Annotated in this window: 14 protein-coding genes; 11 read left to right on the top strand and 3 right to left on the bottom strand. The window is 32.9% G+C overall.

The genetic code is table 11. The features are described 5' to 3' along the window. The first annotated feature begins 30 nt into the window (after positions 1 to 30). The 9 genes from K337_RS0106625 (at position 31) to pflA (ending at position 11291) form a co-directional block, all read left to right on the top strand. Positions 31 to 480: a (2Fe-2S)-binding protein gene (locus K337_RS0106625; RefSeq protein WP_028855922.1), complete on the top strand. Its 450-nt coding sequence runs from the start codon at positions 31 to 33 to the stop codon at positions 478 to 480. Next, positions 480 to 2783 (top strand): xanthine dehydrogenase family protein molybdopterin-binding subunit, encoded by a 2304-nt coding sequence (locus K337_RS0106620; RefSeq protein ID WP_028855921.1) that lies wholly within the window; start codon positions 480 to 482, stop codon positions 2781 to 2783. The genes K337_RS0106625 and K337_RS0106620 overlap by 1 nt, the downstream gene beginning before the upstream one ends. A 133-nt stretch (positions 2784 to 2916) precedes the next feature. Then, a complete protein-coding gene (yqeC, locus tag K337_RS0106615; RefSeq protein ID WP_037029227.1) occupies positions 2917 to 3591 on the top strand; it encodes a selenium cofactor biosynthesis protein YqeC in 675 nt (224 codons plus the stop codon). 16 nt (positions 3592 to 3607) lie between these two features. Next, positions 3608 to 4168, top strand: coding sequence for an NTP transferase domain-containing protein (locus K337_RS0106610; protein ID WP_028855919.1), 561 nt, complete (start codon positions 3608 to 3610; stop codon positions 4166 to 4168). Between the two features lie 135 nt (positions 4169 to 4303). Next, a complete protein-coding gene (locus tag K337_RS0106605; protein WP_028855918.1) occupies positions 4304 to 4510 on the top strand; it encodes a thioredoxin domain-containing protein in 207 nt (68 codons plus the stop codon). Position 4511: 1 nt separating this feature from the next. Beyond that, positions 4512 to 6764: a ribonucleoside-diphosphate reductase subunit alpha gene (locus K337_RS0106600; protein WP_028855917.1), complete on the top strand. Its 2253-nt coding sequence runs from the start codon at positions 4512 to 4514 to the stop codon at positions 6762 to 6764. After that, a complete protein-coding gene (locus K337_RS0106595) occupies positions 6757 to 7791 on the top strand; it encodes a ribonucleotide-diphosphate reductase subunit beta (RefSeq protein WP_028855916.1) in 1035 nt (344 codons plus the stop codon). The genes K337_RS0106600 and K337_RS0106595 overlap by 8 nt, the downstream gene beginning before the upstream one ends. A 379-nt stretch (positions 7792 to 8170) precedes the next feature. Beyond that, entirely contained in the window at positions 8171 to 10402 is a 2232-nt protein-coding gene (pflB, locus tag K337_RS0106590; protein WP_028855915.1) for a formate C-acetyltransferase, read from the top strand. A gap of 157 nt (positions 10403 to 10559) precedes the next feature. Then, complete coding sequence (gene pflA, locus K337_RS0106585; RefSeq protein ID WP_028855914.1) at positions 10560 to 11291, top strand: pyruvate formate-lyase-activating protein; 732 nt, start codon at positions 10560 to 10562, stop codon at positions 11289 to 11291. Positions 11292 to 11381: 90 nt separating this feature from the next. Here the strand turns inward: pflA and K337_RS0106580 are convergent, their stop codons facing one another. The 3 genes from K337_RS0106580 to K337_RS19775 all read right to left on the bottom strand — a co-directional run bounded on the left by K337_RS0106580 (position 11382) and on the right by K337_RS19775 (position 15466). Next, entirely contained in the window at positions 11382 to 13043 is a 1662-nt protein-coding gene (locus K337_RS0106580) for an EAL domain-containing protein (RefSeq protein ID WP_028855913.1), read from the bottom strand. A gap of 68 nt (positions 13044 to 13111) precedes the next feature. Next, positions 13112 to 15061, bottom strand: a complete 1950-nt coding sequence (locus K337_RS0106575; RefSeq protein ID WP_028855912.1) for a beta-galactosidase — start codon at positions 15059 to 15061, stop codon at positions 13112 to 13114. A gap of 264 nt (positions 15062 to 15325) precedes the next feature. Then, the gene (locus K337_RS19775) at positions 15326 to 15466 is read right to left on the bottom strand and encodes a hypothetical protein (protein WP_156877329.1); all 141 of its coding nucleotides are present in this window, start codon (positions 15464 to 15466) and stop codon (positions 15326 to 15328) included. A gap of 363 nt (positions 15467 to 15829) precedes the next feature. On the opposite strand from K337_RS19775, the gene mglB reads away from it, so the two are divergent. Both mglB and mglA read left to right on the top strand, forming a co-directional pair. Continuing rightward, positions 15830 to 16843 (top strand): galactose/glucose ABC transporter substrate-binding protein MglB, encoded by a 1014-nt coding sequence (mglB, locus tag K337_RS0106565; protein ID WP_028855911.1) that lies wholly within the window; start codon positions 15830 to 15832, stop codon positions 16841 to 16843. A 57-nt stretch (positions 16844 to 16900) separates the two neighbouring features. Further along, a complete protein-coding gene (gene mglA, locus K337_RS0106560) occupies positions 16901 to 18400 on the top strand; it encodes a galactose/methyl galactoside ABC transporter ATP-binding protein MglA (RefSeq protein ID WP_028855910.1) in 1500 nt (499 codons plus the stop codon). Positions 18401 to 18405: the final 5 nt, after the last annotated feature.

Raw genomic sequence — 18405 nt, 5'->3', positions numbered from 1 at the left:
TAAAAAGAAGATGGCGGGAGGAAAAGTAAAATGGAAATTAAATTAAAAATAAATGGTATAAGTAAAGATATAACTATAAAAGAAGGTGAGTATCTACAGTCGGCTTTAAAAAGACTGGGATTTTTAAATGTAAGAAAAGGATGTGAGACTGGTTCTTGTGGTCTATGTACAGTATTATTAGATGGTAAACCAACTCTTTCTTGCTCAACATTGGCTGTTAGAGGAATCAAAAAAGAGATCACTACCCTAGAGGGAGAAAGTGTCGAAGTAGCAAAATTTGCTGAAGTTTTAACTGATGAAGGAGCAGATCAATGTGGATATTGTTCTCCTGGGTTTACTTTGACTGTAATAGCAATGAAGAGAGAATTGGAATCTCCTACAACAGATGAGATAAAGCATTATTTAACTGGGAACCTATGTAGATGTACTGGTTACATGGGACAGCTTAGAGCAGTTAAAAAATATATGGAGGTAAAATAATGGGATATGTCGGGAAAGGAATAAAAAAGATAGACGGGATGGGGCTCATCAAGGGAGCATCATCGTACACTGAAGATATTGCATTAGGACACAACTATCTGACTGTTAAATTACTTCGTAGTCCCCATGCTTTTGCCAGAATAAAAAAGATAGATACAACTATAGCTTCTAAGATCGAAGGTATAGAATGTATATTGACCTATAAAGATGTAACTGATAAAAGATTTACTTTAGCAGGACAGTCTTTTCCTGAACCATCTCCTCATGACAGGAGAATATTGGGGGAATATGTAAGATATGTAGGAGATGAAGTTGCTATAGTTGCAGGAACAAATGAAGAAACTGTACTAAAGGCTATGAAACTCATAAAGGTAGACTATGAAATATTAGAACCGGTATTAGATTTTGAAAAAGCTATAGATCATAAAAGTATAATACATACTGAAAAACCATACACAAGTTTTAATTTTGGAAACGAACACATGAGAAATATAGCTGCCCAGGATCTTCTTGTAGAAGGGGATGTAGAGGAAGAATTAGCGAAATCAGACGTAGTAATTGAGCACAGCTATCATACTCAGGCACAGATCCATGGGATGATGGAAAATTATATAGCAGTTACCTATATGGACTTCCAGGAGAGAATGAATATAATCAGTTCTACTCAGATACCGTTTCATGTGAGAAGACACGTATCTAAGATACTGGATATACCGAGAAGTAAGATAAAAGTTATAAAACCTCGTGTAGGAGGAGGATTTGGAGGGAAACAAACGGCTCCAATGGAAATCTATCCTGCATTGATAACCAAAGTAACCGGGAAACCTGCAAAGTTAGTATATAATAGAAAGGAAACTCATACCTGTACCACTACCAGACATGAGATGAAATTAACAGTGAAATTAGGTGCTACTAAGGATGGAATCATAAATGCTGTGGATATCCACGGATTATCCAATACAGGAGCATATGGGGAACACGCATGGACTGTATTTAGTGTGGTAGGGCAAAAGACACTACCTATGTATAGAGCTAAGGCACGTAGATTTTATGGAGAAGTGGTATATACCAATATGACTACAGCAGGAGCATTTAGAGGTTATGGGGCTACACAAGGAACATTTGCATTGGAATCTGCAGTCAATGAATTGGCCAAAAAATTGGATATGGATCCAAGTGTAATACGTGAGAAAAATTTGGTAAAGCAAGGGGAAGTAAATCCTACTCTAAATAGTTTTGTAGGAGAGAAATCTATTGTTCTGGACAGTAGTACTTTGGATGAATGTATTACCAGGGGTAAGGAGATGATTGGATGGGATAAAAAATATCCAATGCAAATGCTATCACCTACAAAGGCAAGAGGTATTGGGATGGCTGTAACTATGCAGGGATCAGGTATCCACGGAATAGATACAGCGTCTGCAACATTAAAATTAAATGATGATGGATTCTACACACTGTTAGTAGGAGTAAGTGATATGGGGCAGGGCTGTGACACAGTAGTAGCTCAGATGGCTGCAGAAATACTATGTGTACCTGTATCTAAAATAATTGTAAATAGTACAGATACAGATGTAAATCCATACGACCCAGGTGCCTACGCTTCTAGTGGAACCTATGTTACAGGAAATGCAGTTATAAAAGCCGCTAACCTTATGGTAGAAAAGATAGTTGCTGGGGCCTCTAAAATATTGGACATTTCAGAGGAAGATATAGAGTTTAACGGAGATTCATTGCTATTAAAAGATGGGAAAGAGATCTCGCTGGATGAAATAGCATATAGACTGGTAGCCTATGAAGGGCAGAATCAAATTATAACTACCGGTACCTGGGGAGGACACACTTCTCCACCACCATTTATAGCCGGGTTTGCTGAAGTTGAAGTGGATTTAGAAACTGGTAAGGTAGAGATGATAGACTATGCAGCTGTAGTCGACTGCGGTACAGTGATTAATCCAAATTTAGCTCGTATCCAGGTTGAAGGTGGAGTAGCTCAAGGGATTGGATTAGCTCTATTTGAGGATATAAAGCACGACACAAAAGGTAAGATGATATCCGATACATTTATGCAGTATAAGATCCCGTCTAGATGTGATGTTGGAGATATAAGGGTAGAATTTAAACCTAGTTTTGAGCATACAGGCCCATTTGGTGCAAAATCAATAGGAGAGGTAGTTATCAACACATCTGCTCCTGCAATTGCAGATGCAGTAGCTAATGCTACAGGGGTAAGAATAAGAACCCTACCTATTACACCTGAAAAAGTACTTATGGGAATGTTAAACACAAAGCATTCAAATTAAAAATTAATAACTAAAAAAAGTGAAAAATTAGTCACAGAGTTACACTGAGGGAATGTAAAGATACACAGAGATTAACTCTGTGAAACTCTATATTTTTCCCTGAGAATCTCTGTGTCAAGAGAGGTTATTTGTTATGAATGATTTAAAAATTAAAAAAGGGGATGTGGTATCCATAGTAGGAGCGGGAGGGAAGACCACTCTCCTAAACCATCTATCCATTGAGTATAGTCTGGATAACTCAGTTCTTATGACTACAACTACTAAGATATTTACCCCTCTAAAATATGATTATCTTTATCATGATATAAATTTTTTAGATACAATATCTTACCCTCTAAAAAATAGTCTCTATGTAGTAACTCCTAAATATAAGGATAAATTGTCCAGTCTTCCTATGGTAGATTTAAAAAGGTTGATAAAATATTTTGACTATACTTTTGTAGAGGCAGATGGTTCAAAGATGAAACCCCTTAAGGGGTGGAATGAAACTGAGCCAGTTATATGTACTGAGACCACTATAACCATAGGTGTAATAGATCTTACCCATATAGGGAAGGTAATAGACAAAAATTTTATCCACAGAGTAGAATTATTTTGTAAGTTAGTAGGGAAGAGGGAAGGAGATATCCTTACTCTAGATGATTATGTTAAAATCATTCTAAAAAAAGACGGGATCTTTAAAAACTCAAAGGGAAAAAAAGTTATATATTTCAGTAAGGTAGATCTGATGAAAAATTTAGAAATTATAGATGAGATAAAAAGTAAACTATACGATAGAAAATTTGTTGGAGAAATTGTAGAAATATAACAGTAGGAGGGATCTCATGATTACAGCTATAGTGTTAGCTTCTGGGTTTAGTTCACGGATGGGAAGGAATAAACTCCTACTATCAAAAGATGGTATCCCAATGATTGAACACCTTTTTCGTAAATTATATAAAATAAATTTTCATAGTATTATAGTAGTTACCCAGTATAGGGAAGTGGAGAGGCTGGCCAAATCATATGGTTATACAACGATTATAAATGATATGCCGCAAAATGGAATAAGTGAAAGTATAAAATTAGGGGTGAACAATACAGATATAGACTCTAATTTTATGTTCTTTACCGGGGACCAGCCATTTCTTACCAGTGAAGTTATAGAAAAAATAATGGATGTTTCTGACGATCAATATATAGTAGTTCCAAGATTTTTAGGTAAAAATAAAAGTCCTGTTATATTCGGAAATGTATACAGAGGTGATCTCTTAAAGTTAACTGGTGACACCGGTGGAAAAGTAATAATAAAAAATAACCTAGATAGTATAAAATATGTAAATTTTTCTGATGGAAGTGATTTTTTAGATATAGATACCGTGGAAGAATATGAAAAAATAAGGTAGGAGGTTCCTGCCTTATTTTTTTAAAAACTATTTATAATTATTTTATAATTGTAATTTATACAAATATATGGTAAAACTTATGTATACTATATCTAGTATTTAAAATAATTATAATCACAACAGGAGGTATTTTTAATGATAAAAATATACGGAAAAGAAAATTGCAGACAATGTGAGGAATTAAAGTCTAAACTGATTAATAGTGGTACAGAGTTTAAATATATAGAAGATATCAAAGAATTGAGGATTGTAGCAAGTAAGGCAAAGATAATGTCAGCACCAATAGTTGAATATAACAATAAATTCTTTACTATGGATAGTTTTTTAGAAGAGGTAAAATAATATGAATAGGATGGTCATCAATAGAGATGGGATAAAGGAACCTATAGATGTAGATAAGATCAGAGAAAAATTAATTAAAGCCTGTGAAGGATTGGATATTAATATGGTTGAGTTAGAAAGTCATATAGATACTATCTATCAGGAAGATATTACAACTAAAAGGATACAGGAATCCCTGATCAACTTAACTGTATCTATGACAAACTTTGAATCCAGCCATTGGACAAATGTCGGCGGAAGACTCCTAATGATGGAAATCGAAAGGGAAGTATATCACGGCAGAGGTTATTCATATGGTGACTTTTATAAAACTGTAACTGATCTATGTAAAGATAATATCTATGACAACAGACTATTAGATTATACAAAAAAAGAAATTCAAGAGTTAAATAACTACATGGTGCCTGATAGAGATATGAACTATGACTATGCCGGAGCCAATATGTTTATAAATAGATACTTGTTAAAATATAATGGGGAAGTGTGGGAACTGCCTCAAGAGGTATTTATGACTATATCTATGATGCTCTCTCTGAATGAGAAAAAAGACAGGGTAGAAAAGGTTAAAAAGTTTTATGATGTTTTATCATTAAAAAAAATATCATTGGCAACACCAATTTTAGCTAATCTTAGGGTACCCAATGGAAATCTTGCTTCATGTTTTATAAGTGCCATAGATGATAATATAGAATCTATATTTTATAATGTAGATTCTATAGCAAAAATAAGTAAAAACGGTGGAGGAGTAGGAGTAAATCTTTCCAGAATCAGAGGAAAAGGGTCAGTCGTTAATGGATATTTAAATGCCAGTGGTGGAGTAACCCCTTGGATAAAGATAATAAACGATACTGCAGTAGCTGTAAATCAACAAGGAAGAAGAGCAGGAGCTGTGACTGTAGCACTGGATACCTGGCATATAGATATGGAACAATTTTTAGAGCTTCAGAGTGAAAATGGAGACCAGAGAGGTAAATCATATGATGTATATCCCCAGGTAGTGGTATCGGATCTATTCATGAAGAGAGTAGAAGAAAATAAAATCTGGACCTTATTTGACCCGTATGAAGTTCGAAAGAAATATAATCTTGAATTGTGTGAACTATATGGAGATGAATTTGAAGAGGCTTATAATAAACTTGAGGAAGATTTTGATCTGAAAATAGTAAAAAAAATAAGTGCTCGTGAACTCCTAAAGGAGATTATGAAGACACAGATAGAGACAGGAATGCCTTATATCTTTTTTAAAGATACGGCCAATAGGATGAATCATAACTCCCATAGTGGGATGATTGGTAACGGAAACCTTTGTATGGAAAGTTTTTCAAATTTCTCTCCTACGAAAAAGTTTGATGAAGTGAGAGAAGATACGGTCGGGATATCTAAAAATACACTGGGAGAGGTGCACACTTGTAACCTATTGTCTTTAAATCTGGCAGAGGTACAAGATGAAGAATTGGAGGAGATCAGTATATTAGCAGTAAGACTTCTCGATAATACAATCGAACTTACAAAATCACCCCTCAGAGAATCTGACAGACATAATGAACTATATAGAACTGTCGGTGTAGGAGCCATGGGCCTATCTGATTATTTGGCATATAGATACCTTATGTATGAGGAGTCTGCAGAAGAGGTCGATAAATTATTTGAAAAAATTGCTCTCTATACTCTGAAAGGAAGTGCTATTTTAGCCAAGGAAAGAGGACAATATAAGATGTTCTCTGGGTCTAGCTGGGATAAGGGAGTATTCTTTGGGAAACCAAAACAACACTATATAGATAGTTCAGAGATAGGATCGGAATGGGCAGAGGTATTTGAGATGGTAGCGGCTGATGGAATCAGAAATGGAGAACTTACAGCAGTAGCACCAAACACATCTACATCACTTCTAATGGGAGCTACAGCTTCTGTAAATCCAGTATTCTCCAGATTCTTTATTGAAAAAAATCAAAAAGGAGCCGTTCCAAGGGTAGTAAAACATCTGAATGACCGGTCTTGGTTTTACAGTGAAGCTAAAAAAATAGATCCCAAAGAATATGTTCGTGTAATGAGTAAAATCTCTAGATGGATCACTCAAGGTGTATCTATGGAATTATTATTTGACCTGAACAAAGATATAAAAGCTAAAGATATATACGACACTATAATGACTGCATGGAAAACCCAGTGTAAGTCAATATATTATACTAGAACCATTCAGAAAAACAGTAATATAATGAGGGAAAAAGAGGAGTGTGAAAGCTGTAGTGGATAGAAAAAAAATATTTAACCCTTTTGGGATAGACAGCTTGGATCAAAGAAAAATCATAGGTGGAGATACAACTAATATATTCAACCTGAATAATGTTAAATATCAATGGGCAAATAATCTGTATAGGACTATGATGGGGAATTTTTGGATTCCAGAAAAAACAGATCTGACACAGGATAAAAATGACTATGTCAGTTTAGTGGATGAGGAGAAGGATGCGTATGATGGGATATTGTCATTTTTAGTATTTTTGGATAGTATCCAAACCAATAATGTTCCGAATATTTCAAACTATATAACAGCTCCAGAGGTAAATTTGATCCTGGCTATTCAGACATACCAGGAAGCTATCCATTCTCAATCCTACCAATATATAATTGAGAGTATCCTTCCCAAGGAAAAGAGAAACCTTATATATGACAAGTGGAGAGATGACGAGGTATTGTTTGAAAGAAACCAGTACATAGCAAAGATATACCAGGATTTTATAGATACTCCCAGCAATAAGAATTTTTCCAAGGTATTGGTAGCTAACTTTTTGTTAGAATCACTGTATTTTTACAATGGGTTTAACTTCTTCTATCTACTTGCCAGTAGGAATAAGATGATGGGGACCTCTGATATTATTAAATTAATAAACAGAGACGAACTATCCCATGTAGTCTTATTTCAAAATATGATAAATGAGATCAAACAAGAAAACGTAGATTATTTTAGTGAAAAAGAAATATATGAGATGTTTGAAGTAGCTGTAGATCAGGAGATAAAGTGGAGTAAACATATCATAGGTAAGAAAATACTAGGGGTTACAGAAAAAACTATTGAAGACTATACTAAATGGCTGGCCAATGAAAGGCTCAGAAGTCTTGGATTGAATAAACTTTATGAGGGATACGATAAAAACCCTTATAAACATCTGGAAAAATTAGCAGATACCGAAGGAGAGGGAAATGTAAAAGCCAATTTCTTTGAAGGGAATGTAACTTCATACAATATGAGTTCCTCCATAGATGGATGGGACGAACTTTAAAATTAATACTTTTTAATTTTAAATACTAAAATAAGAGTACTGTGTCTTTGGTTTTTAACCTAAAAATATAATTCTTTATTTCACAAGTGCAAAAAAAAGAACACAAAATATACAGAAACCGAACCTTTCATCCGGTATAAATATATAAGTTGACAAATTTGATAAAAAATAAGTGAAAAAGCAAATAAAGTTTGTAATTTAACGGGTTATAAGTTACAATAAGGAGAACTTTGTAAATCAAAGTAAAAGACTGTTGTTAACTTAAACTTAATAAATGTGAAAAAAGTTAAATTATAATGAATAAAAAGGGTTGACTTTTTTTATTCAAGCTGTTATACTTTTCACATAGTAAGACTATTTTGGAATCAGGAGGAATAAAATGAGTAATTATTTAAATAGCTTCAAAGGAGATCTTTGGAAAACAGAGATCAACGTAAGAGATTTTATACAAAGTAACTATACACCATATGAAGGTGGAGATGAATTTTTAGCAGGTGCTACTGATAACTCTAAAAAATTATGGGATAAATTAACAGAAATGTTTAAAGTAGAAATAGAAAAAGGTGTTTACGACGCAGAAACTAAAATGCCTTCAGATGTAGATGCATATGGAGCAGGATATATAGAGAAAGAATTAGAAAGTATTGTAGGATTACAAACTGATGCACCATTAAAGAGAGCAATGTTCCCTAAAGGTGGATTAAGAACAGTTCAAAACGCATTAGAATCTTATGGATATGAGATGGATCCAGTAACAGCTGAATTCTTCAAGAATAACAGACCTACTCATAACGATGGTGTATTCTCAGCATATACTGATGATATCAGAGCAGCTAGAAGATCTGGAATCATCACTGGTTTACCAGATGCATACGGAAGAGGAAGAATCATAGGAGACTACAGAAGAGTAGCTCTTTATGGTGTAGACAGATTAATAGCTGATAAAGTAGCTCAAAAGAAAACTTTAGATACAGCTGAAATGACTGAAGATATCATCAGAAGCAGAGAAGAAGTTGCACAACAAATTGCATCTTTAAAATCTTTAATCACTATGTGTAACGCATACGGATTTGATGTATCTAAGCCAGCTACAAACGCAAAGGAAGCTATCCAATGGACTTACTTCGCATACCTTGCTGCTACTAAGCACCAAGACGGAGCTGCTATGTCATTAGGTAGAGTATCTACTTTCTTAGACATCTATATTGAAAAAGATGTTGCTGAAGGAACAATCACTGAAGAAGAGGCTCAAGAATACATGGACCAATTCATCATGAAATTAAGAATAGTTAGATTCTTAAGACCACCTGCATACAACGAGTTATTCTCAGGAGACCCTACATGGGTTACAGAATCAATCGGTGGAATGGGTACAGATGGAAGAACTTTAGTAACTAAAACTTCATTCAGAACATTAAATACTTTATATAACTTAGGTCCAGCACCTGAGCCAAACTTAACAGTATTATGGTCAACTAGCTTACCTGAGAACTTTAAGCAATTTGCTGCAAAAGTATCTATGGATACATCATCATTACAATATGAAAATGATGACCTTATGAGAAACCAATTTGGTGACGATTATGGAATCGCTTGTTGTGTATCTCCTATGAAAATAGGTAAAGGAATGCAATTCTTCGGTGCCAGAGTAAACTTACCAAAAGCATTATTATATGCTATAAATGGTGGAAAGGATGAGAAAAGTGGTGCACAAGTAGCTCCTAAATTCGCTCCTATCACATCTGAATACTTAGACTTCGACGAAGTTATGGAAAAATTAGACCAAAGTATGGAATGGTTATCTAAAGTATACGGAAAAGCATTAAACATAATTCATTACATGCATGACAAATATGCTTACGAAGCATTCCAAATGTCATTACATGATTTAGAAATAGACAGAACACAAGCTCATGGAATTGCAGGAATCTCAATCGTTGCTGACGCATTAGCAGCTATCAAAAATGCTAAAGTAAAAGTAATCAGAAATGAAGATGGATTAGCAGTTGACTATGAGATCGAAGGAGAATATACTCCATTCGGAAACAACGATGATGAAACTGATGGATTTGCAGTAATGATCACTAAAAACTTCATGAACAAAATCAGAACTCACCACATGTATAGAGGAGCTAGACCTACTCAATCTCTATTAACTATCACTTCAAACGTAGTATACGGAAAGAAGACAGGAAATACTCCTGACGGTAGAAGAGCTGGAGAACCATTTGGTCCAGGAGCTAACCCTATGCACGGTAGAGACAGAAGAGGAGCAATCGCTTCTATGTCATCTGTTGCAAAATTACCATTTGAACATGCAAATGATGGTATATCTTATACATTCGCTATAACTCCAGGAGCATTAGGAAAAGAAGATTCTATCAGAAGAAACAACCTAATCTCATTAATGGATGGATATTTCTCTCCAACTGGTGGACAACATTTAAACGTTAACGTATTCGATAGATCATTATTAGAAGACGCTATGGAAAGACCTGAGTTATATCCTCAATTAACTATCAGAGTATCTGGATATGCAGTTAACTTTGTTAGATTAACTAAGGAACAACAATTAGATGTTATAAAAAGAACTATTAACTCAACTATGTAATAAAAAGTTATAGTTTAGAAAGTGGTAGTTAATTAATTTTAACTGCCACTTTTATGTTATAATGGTATTAATAATAATATCCCTCTTCCTTGATGTAAATCACTTATTAAAAAGTTAGTGATTTACGAGAAAGGGTAAAGCAAAGGAGATGAAAGAGATGGAATTAACAGGAAAGTTACATTCATTTGAAAGTTGCGGGACCGTAGATGGACCTGGTATTAGATTTATTGTATTTACACAAGGGTGTCCTTTAAGATGTAAATATTGTCATAACCCGGATACATGGGATCTTAAAGATGCTAAATATGAAAGAAGTATTGATTTTACTATAAATGAAATAAAAAAATATAAGCCGTTTTTTAGAAATGGTGGTGGATTAACAGTTACAGGCGGGGAACCATTTGTACAAATAAATTATATAGAAGCTCTATTCAAAAGAGCTAAAGAAGAGGGAATTCATACTGTTGTAGATACTTCTGGCTATATATTCAATGACAGGGTAAAAGAAGTCCTTGAAAATGTAGACTTAGTATTATTAGATATCAAAAGTATAAATCCAGATACTTATAAGAGCCTAACAGGAGTAGAGTTAGAAAACACTCTAAAGTTTGCTGAATATTTAGACAGCATAGGAAAACCTGTATGGATAAGACACGTTGTTGTTCCTGGAATAACAGACAAGAAAGAAAATTTAGAAAAATTAGCAGATTATGTTTCTAAATTAAAAAATGTAGAGAAAATTGAATTATTACCATTTCATCAACTTGGAACACATAAGTGGGAAGAGATGAATCTTGAATATCCATTAAAAGATGTAAAGGAACCTACTGCTGAAGAGATGAAAAGTGCTAGACAAATATTTAGAGATAAAGGCTTAAACGTAGGATAAAAATTTATCTTTGAATTAATAATTTTTTAGAAAAAAAGATCAAAATCTTTAAAGATTTTGATCTTTTTTTCTTATTATATTTAACTTAATCTAAAGAAAAATATCATTAGAAGGTGTTATACACCATTTAATAAAGTCATTGAGCTTAAGAGGTTTAGTAAAATAATAGCCTTGAGCATAGTTACACTTAAAATCAGATAAGATATCAAAAGATTCTCTGTCTTCTACTCCTTCCGCTAAAGGGTAGACATTCATTATATGTGCTAACTGTATAGAAGATTTTACAATATCTTGATTTTCTTGATTTGTAGTCATATCTCTTACAAATGCTTGATCAATTTTTATTTTATCAAACGGTAGTTTTTTTATATATAAAATAGAAGAATATCCAGTTCCAAAATCATCTAGGGAGAAACTTATTCCATATTTTTTTATTTCATTCATAGCATCTGAAATAACATCAAAATCTTCTATCAGATCTCTTTCTAAAACTTCTATTTCTAAACTCTCCAGAGGATAACCTAGACTTTTAAATCCTTTTATAGCCCTTAGAAAATCAGGATTAGTTAGGTATTTTAAAGGGATATTAACTGATAAATTAATATTTATCCCCTCATGTCTTAATTTGTTCAAAGCCTTGAAAGCTTCTTTTAGGACAAAAAGAGTAATTTCATTTATAAAATTTGTAGTTTCTATAAATGGTATAAATTTGTCTGGACTTATTACTCCTTTTATTGGATGTAACCACCTAATAAGGACTTCAGCACCTTCTATTTTTTTTTCTAATACATTCACTTTTGGATGAAAACAAATGTAAAATTCTTTCTTTTTTAAAGCTCTTGGTATCTCACTAAATAATTCAAAATTGACCATTTGTTGTTTTGATACTTCAGGAATATACATATAAAAATCTAATAGGTTCTTTCTTGCTAATATTCTAGCCATTTCAGCTTCTTTTAGAAGTTCTAAATTATTTTTATTGTATTTTGCTACCCCTAAAGAGATCTCAGGGAAAAACTTTGTATCTTTTAAATCTATAGTATGTCTTAAAATTTTAGATATTTTTTTAAATTCTTCTGTTTCACTTTCACTATTTTCATTTTTTAAAAGTATCGCAAATTCATTGTCTGAAAAATGAAAAATTTTATCATTACTACTATTATTAAAATTTTTATAGTCTTTTAGTTTATGAGAAAATTTCTCTAATATTTCTGCAGCCATATCAGAACCTAAGTTTGAAATAGCCTTAGAATAATTTTCAATTTTTAATATAGCAAGAAAATATCCTGTGTCTTTATCCAATTTAATATTTTCAAAATATTTTCTATTATGTAAATTGGTAATGGGGTTATAAAATGCAAGAGTATTGATAACTTTTATATGTTTTGTTAATAGATTAAGTATTAGCCCCATAAGGACTCCAATAATTGTAAAAAATAAAATCCTTACTGCCCAATTTGAGAAGCTCTGCATACTCATAACTGAAACATCTATAGGCATATATGGACCAAGGATCATGCCTCCTAAAATCCCAAAGGATAGGCCTCCTAAAGGTCCAAAAATTAAGCTTCCTAAAAATATGGGAAAATACATAATATGAAGGTATACATATTTAGTTCCACCAGTAGCAAACACAATACTACCTAAAATAATCTCTAATACTAAAATTAATATAATTACAATAGATTTCTTAAATCCTTTTGGGTTTATCCAATTATTTATATAATTAGTTATAGATACAATATTTTTCATTGTACACCTCCTAAAATTAGTATTATTTTATACCAAAAATAATTGTAAATCCCTTTTATTTTGAAGCTTTAAATTTTTATGATCTTGCTCTCATAGGGAGAGAAAATGATCTCTTTGAATAGTTTTTTTTCCGAGGAATGATTGGTGATAATAAGATAATCTCCCTCCTCACACCTTCTTTTATAGACTTCTAAACCTGTAGGAGATTCTAGAGTTTCAATCTGTTTTTCTTCTAAAATGTCATGTGCTATTGTACTCAACACTATATTATCTACTCCGCCTCCAATATAATATACCTGTCCTCTACCATAAGAATTTTTTGTTATACACGCTTTATGACTATAAAATTTATCATTGTATTTAAATAATGTTTCAGCAGTATTAGGTGTAATTAGATCTCTCCACACTTCACATCTTCCAGTGTGTCCTATATAGCTTCCAGTTCCTACTACTTCAACGTCCTGACCTTGTTGAAGTGATTCAATCTCCTCTATGGAAATTCCGCAAAGATCTTTTACCAAACATGGAAGTGTTTTTCCAAAATAAAGATTATTATCTCTGTCTTTGATACCTGCTCTATATGAGAAAATTATTGTACCTCCATTCTTAGCAAAATCTTCAAGTCTCACTGCTAAAATTTCATCGATAATTTTAGTTACTGGTAGAACCAAAATCTTATATCTATTAAAATCCTTCTTATAGGAGATTACATCAATATTAATATTTTTTTCATAAAAAGGAGTATAGAGCCTCATAAGTTCAGAGGTGAAATCAAAATTTAAACTCTGGTTTTGGACTTTCCAACTCCATATGTTATCAAAATCATAAATAATAGCAAGATCGGATTTTATATTGGATGTAAATAATGTTTTATATTTAGATATGTCTTTAATAGCAGACTGTACCTCCCTGTATTTTCTGTTGATCTGATTATCCTGATCAAGTATTCCAAAGCAATATTGTTCTGCTCCCTTTGTCATCCCTCGATACCTAAACCACAACATAGATTCACACCCATGAGCAAAAGCTTGGTAAGCCCACATCTTTCCCTGATCAGGCCGAGGAAGATATCCTATTACATCATGTCCCTGGGCTCCCATGAGCTGTTCTAATATCCAAAAGTTCTTTTGCTGAAGACCTCTTATAAAATCCAGTGTCATAGCTATTTGTCCCGGTGACACTGGTTCTTTTAATCCACCCCAAACAGGATAGTTATCATAGGAAACAAAATCTAAATGTTTTGTATTTTCTTCATGATCATACAACTTAGTATAAAATCCACCTGATAGATTAGTGGTCACAGTCTGATGAGAGCCGCTAAGTTTTTTAACCAGTTGAATTTGAGAATTTGCATATTGATTTAAGGAATCAGATTTGAATCTCATCCAATCTAATTTTAGAGTAGGGTTATGGGTAGTGATGGTTTTTAAAGGTGCTGGAATTTCATCGAAGTAGTTGTAAGTCTGTCCCCAAAATATTGTTCCGTAGACCTCATTTAATTTATCGATAGTTTGATATTTATCTCTTAAAAATCCTTGAAACTTTAACTGGCATATCTCGCAATAACAGTTATCAGAGCCTTCATGACCGAATTCATTATCTACCTGCCAAGAGATTACAGAAGGGTTTTTTTTATAATTTTCCAGGAGTTTAGTCACAATCTTATTGGAATACTGGAGATAGATCTTTGAATTATAACAGTATTGTCTTCTTCCTCCGAAGGCACGAACTTGTAGATTTTCATCTTTAGATAAAATACTAGGATGTTTCTTGGCTAACCAAGCAGGGAAGGTAGCAGTAGGAGTGCCAAAGATTACTTTTAATCCTGCTTTTTCACATTTTTCTATAACCATATCAAAAAATGTAAAATCAAATTGATTCTCTTCTTTTTCCATTAAATGCCAGGCAAATTCACCAATTCTAACGATATTACACCCCATCTCAACTATTCTTTGAATATCACCGTCAATCATACTTATATTCCAATGTTCCGGATAATAATCTACTCCAAAATACATCTATACCTCCCTTGACTAAATAACTATAATTTATTAATAAGTATAATTCTTTTTCTTTTAGAATGCAACATTGTAGAAGGAAACAAATAAAAAAGCAACGTGACGCTGCATCCAGATAAGCATAATTGAGGTTCTTATCTCAAAATCCTATGTTTATGTTGTAAAGTAATAGCATTATGCCCCTTGCGGGTAGAATTTCCTAGATAATAAAAAAAGAGATCTCAGATTCAAAGTAATCTGCGATCTCTTTTTTTGAAATTTTTCTTAGAAGTTGATATAAAATTCTGTATTTTGAATCTTATCAAAGTTTTCTAATTCATGATGTCCTTTGAACTCAGCTGGTAAGATCTCCTCTGCTTTGAAAAAGTTTAAAAAGTTTATTCCTGCTCTTTTGATTTTTGCCATTTTTATTTCCTCCTATTGAAATCTTATTTATACAAGTATAATATCAATTTTTTCACTATATTAAAAATATATATATTAAATTGATATATCGGTGATTATTAGTTTTATTGATGATATTTTACTATAAATAAAGTTTTATGTACCATAAAAAAAGCATTTAAAATTAAAATAAATAAATAAAAGCTTTTAAAGATCCTCCTAATATCCTACAGATAATGGAAAACAAAAAATCATATATGTTATATATACATAAAAATGAAAATAACTTTATTAACTCAGTTAAAAATGATTTGACATTTAAAAAATCATGGGGTAAATTTTATTAAAGGGTATTGTTTAAAAATAAAATTTAGGGGGAACTATATGAAGAAAATATTTGCAGTAATGGCGATGGCAGCAGCGATAACAGCTTGTGGTGGAAATGATAAATCAGCGACTACAGAGGGAGAAAGTGCACCTAAGATTGGAGTAGCTATTTATAAGTTTGATGATAACTTTATGTCAATCCTGAGACAAGATCTGGGTAAAATCTCAAGTGCTAAGGGGATCAAATTAGACCTAGTAGATTCACAAAATAATCAATCTACTCAAAATGATCAAATAGATGTATTTTTATCTAAGGGAATGGATGTTTTAGCTGTAAACTTAGTAGACCCCGCTTCTGCTTCGACTATTATCAATAAAGCCAAGGAAGAAAATAAACCGGTAGTTTTTTTCAATAAGGAGCCATCTCAAAAAGATATGAATTCATATGACAAAGTATATTATGTAGGAACAGATTCTAAGGAGTCAGGAGTAATACAAGGGGAACTCATTGCTAAACACTGGATGAATAGCAGTGATAAATGGGATTTAAATAAAGACGGGAAGATTCAATTTGTATTATTAAAAGGAGAGCCTGGACATCCAGATGCCGAAGCTAGAACTGAATGGGCAATAAAAACATTGAATGAAAAAGGTATAGATACAGAAGCATTGCATTTAGATACCGCAATGTGGGATACAGCAATGGCTAAAGACAAGATGGATGCCTGGATTGCAGGCCCTAATAAAGATAAGATAGAAGTAGTTATAGCAAATAATGATGGAATGGCATTTGGAGCAATAGAGTCATTAAAAGCAGCAGGAAGATCAGATATACCAGTATTCGGAATAGACGCTCTCCCAGAAGCTCTTGCAATGATTGAAAGAGGAGAATTAGAAGGAACAGTTTTAAATGATGCTAAAAACCAAGCACAAGCTACCTTTGACCTTTCTCATAATTTAGCTGTTGGGAAAGATCCATTAGAAGGAACAGAGTGGAAGTTAGATGATAAAAAAGCTGTAAGAGTCCCTTATGTAGGAGTAGACAAAGATAATCTTGCAGATTTCAAATAATATATTTTAGCTGGGTTTTATCACCCAGCTTTATTTTATAAAAGGAGGATCTTAAAAATGGAAGAAAAATTTCTTTTGGAGATGAAGGAAATAACTAAGGAGTTTCCGGGAGTAAAAGCTTTAGATAAGGTTACCATTCAAATAAAAAGTTCTAGTGTTCATGCACTTATGGGAGAAAATGGAGCAGGGAAATCCACTCTTATGAAATGCCTTTTTGGTATCTATCGAAAAGATCACGGAGAAATTATATTTTGCGGAAAAGAAATAAATTTTACCTCTCCTAAAGAGGCTTTAGATAGTGGAGTATCCATGGTTCATCAGGAGTTAAATCAAGTGTTACAAAGAAATGTTATGGATAATATATGGCTTGGAAGATATCCTCAAAAAGGTTTTTTTATAGACGAAAAGAAGATGTATGATGACACAAAAAAAATATTTGATGAATTAGATATAGATATAGATCCAAAGAAGAAAGTTGGGGAATTATCTGTTTCAGAGATGCAGATGTTAGAGATAGCTAAGGCTGTCTCCTACGATTCTAAAATAATAGTGATGGATGAACCAACATCTTCACTGACTGAAAAAGAGGTGACCCACTTATTTAGAATCATCAATAAATTAAGGGACAGAGGGTGCGGAATCATCTACATATCCCACAAGATGGAAGAAATCTTGGAGATAGCGGACGAAGTAACTGTTATGAGAGATGGAAAATGGATTTCTACCGATAATTCCAAAGACCTTACTACAGATATCATTATCAATATGATGGTAGGAAGAGATCTCAGTGAAAGATTCCCTCCTAAAACCAATGTACCTAAAGAAATAATTTTGGAGATAAAAGATTTTACCGCTAAACAGCAGCCATCTTTTAAAGATATAAACTTTAAATTACGTAAAGGTGAGATCTTGGGGATAGCTGGTTTAGTAGGAGCTAAAAGAACTGAGATCTTGGAATCTATTTTTGGAATGAGGGAAAGGGAAACAGGAGTAATAATATTAGATGGTAAAGTCGTTAATAATAAAAATCCTCATGAAGCTATAAAAAATGGATTTGCACTGGTTACAGAGGAACGCAGATCTACAGGGATATTTGCAGGGTTGGATATAACCTTTAATTCTGTTATATCAAATGTTGATATTTACCAAGGGGTTGGACATTTTTTAGATGATAAAAAGATGAAAGTAGATACAGAGTGGGTTATAGATAGTATGAGAGTGAAAACTCCTACTCAAAAAACCCATATTGGAAGTCTGTCTGGAGGTAATCAGCAAAAGGTTATCATTGGAAGGTGGTTACTTACAAATCCTGAAATATTGATGTTGGATGAGCCGACTCGGGGGATAGACGTAGGAGCTAAATTTGAAATCTATCAACTTATGAATGAATTAGCTAAAAAAGATAAAGGTATAATAATAATTTCATCTGAAATGCCTGAGCTCATGGGGACAACCGATAGAATATTGGTTATGAGTAATGGAAGGATAGCAGGTATAGTAGATACAAATAAAACCACACAAGAAGAAATAATGACCTTGTCAGCTAAATTTTTATAATATTT

The sequence above is a fragment of the Psychrilyobacter atlanticus DSM 19335 genome, assembly GCF_000426625.1.
GTDB lineage: Bacteria > Fusobacteriota > Fusobacteriia > Fusobacteriales > Fusobacteriaceae > Psychrilyobacter > Psychrilyobacter atlanticus.
This window is presented reverse-complemented; position numbering and strand designations above follow the sequence as displayed.